Genomic DNA, 1,303 nt, shown 5'->3' on the forward strand with positions numbered 1-1,303 from the left:
CGACTGCTTGGCGCTGGCGGCGCCATTTCGACCAGCTCAGCGCGTGGTGTCGTCCTCGGTGGCCACGGAGGTGTGGGGGCCGGGGCCGACAAGCTGCCAGGAGTCGTCGAACCTCCGCCACTGTGAACTCGATTGCCCCTGCTGCCTCATTGGTGCCACCCCCTTTTCCCGGAGCTCGCGCGCTGTGGAGGCGAGGACGGCGTGGGCGAGCATTGCGAGGGCGATGTGCCGGTACCAGCCGACGTAGCGACGGACTTCGTACTGGTCCAGGCCGCACTCGTTCTTCGCGGCCTGGAAGCACTCCTCGATTGCCCAGCGTGTCCCGGCGATCCGCACCAGCTCCTGAACGGTGGTCTCCAACGGGGCGTAAGCGAGGTAGTAGGCAATCTCGTTGGGCTTGCGGATGCTGCGGCGGGCCAGTGCCCACCGCATCCGGTGGGGGACTTCGCCCTGGTAGTCGAACTCGGCGACGGCCGGCAGCCGCACCGCCGCCCAGTGGTAGAGGCGGGGTCCCTTCGCGCCGTTACCGCACGAGATCTTCTCCCATGCCTCGTCCGGGGCCTGCGCGAACAGGCCGTCGATGCGGGGGCAGCCCACGGTGAACTGGGACTTGGGCACGGCCAGCACGTAGCCGACGCCGGACTGTTCCAGCAGCCGACGAAAGCGACTCTCCTGTCCATAGGCGGAGTCCGCGGTGACCCAGGAGATGGGCAGCGGTGAGGCGAGGGACCTCAGCACGATGCGCCGGGCCAGTTCACCCTTGTTGGCGAACTCCCGCTCGTCGGGAACGCGGGCTGCCCGGAAGCGTTCGCGGTCCTCGGTCCAACTCTTGGGCAGGTAGAGCTCACGGTCGACCAGGGCCCGGCCCAGGGTGGTGGCGTAGGCGGCAAAGACGCCGATTTGGCAGTTCTCGGTGCGGCCGGCGGTTCCCGAGTATTGGCGCTGGACCCCGGCGGATGTGGTGCCCTTCTTGATGAACCCGGTGTCGTCGATGATGAGGACGCCATCGCTCTCGCCCAGCTTGTCGGCGACGTATTCCTGCAGGTCATCGCGGATGTCGTCGGGGTTTCACTTCGCTCCGGCGAGTAGGTGCTGCAGACCATCGGGGGTTGGGTGGCCTGCCTGCTCGGCCAGTTGCCAGCTGTTCTTCCGGGCCACCGGGGCGAGGAGGCCGCGTACGTAGTCGCGCATGCGACGGCGTAGCTCCACCCGGCCGAACCGATGGCCAATGGTCACGAAGAGGTCGTCCAGGTCCAGGTTCCACTGCTCGCCAACACGCGCGCTGATCACCTGGAGAAGCTGC

General features: G+C 67.6%; 1 pseudogene. It reads right to left on the reverse strand.

From position 1 onward, the window contains the following. Positions 1 to 36: 36 nt before the first annotated feature. Positions 37 to 1,287 (reverse strand): annotated as a pseudogene (locus ACFYW3_RS39170) (IS701 family transposase). Positions 1,288 to 1,303: the final 16 nt, after the last annotated feature.

The sequence above is a fragment of the Streptomyces sp. NPDC002602 genome, from assembly GCF_042889445.1.
Taxonomy (GTDB): domain Bacteria; phylum Actinomycetota; class Actinomycetes; order Streptomycetales; family Streptomycetaceae; genus Streptomyces.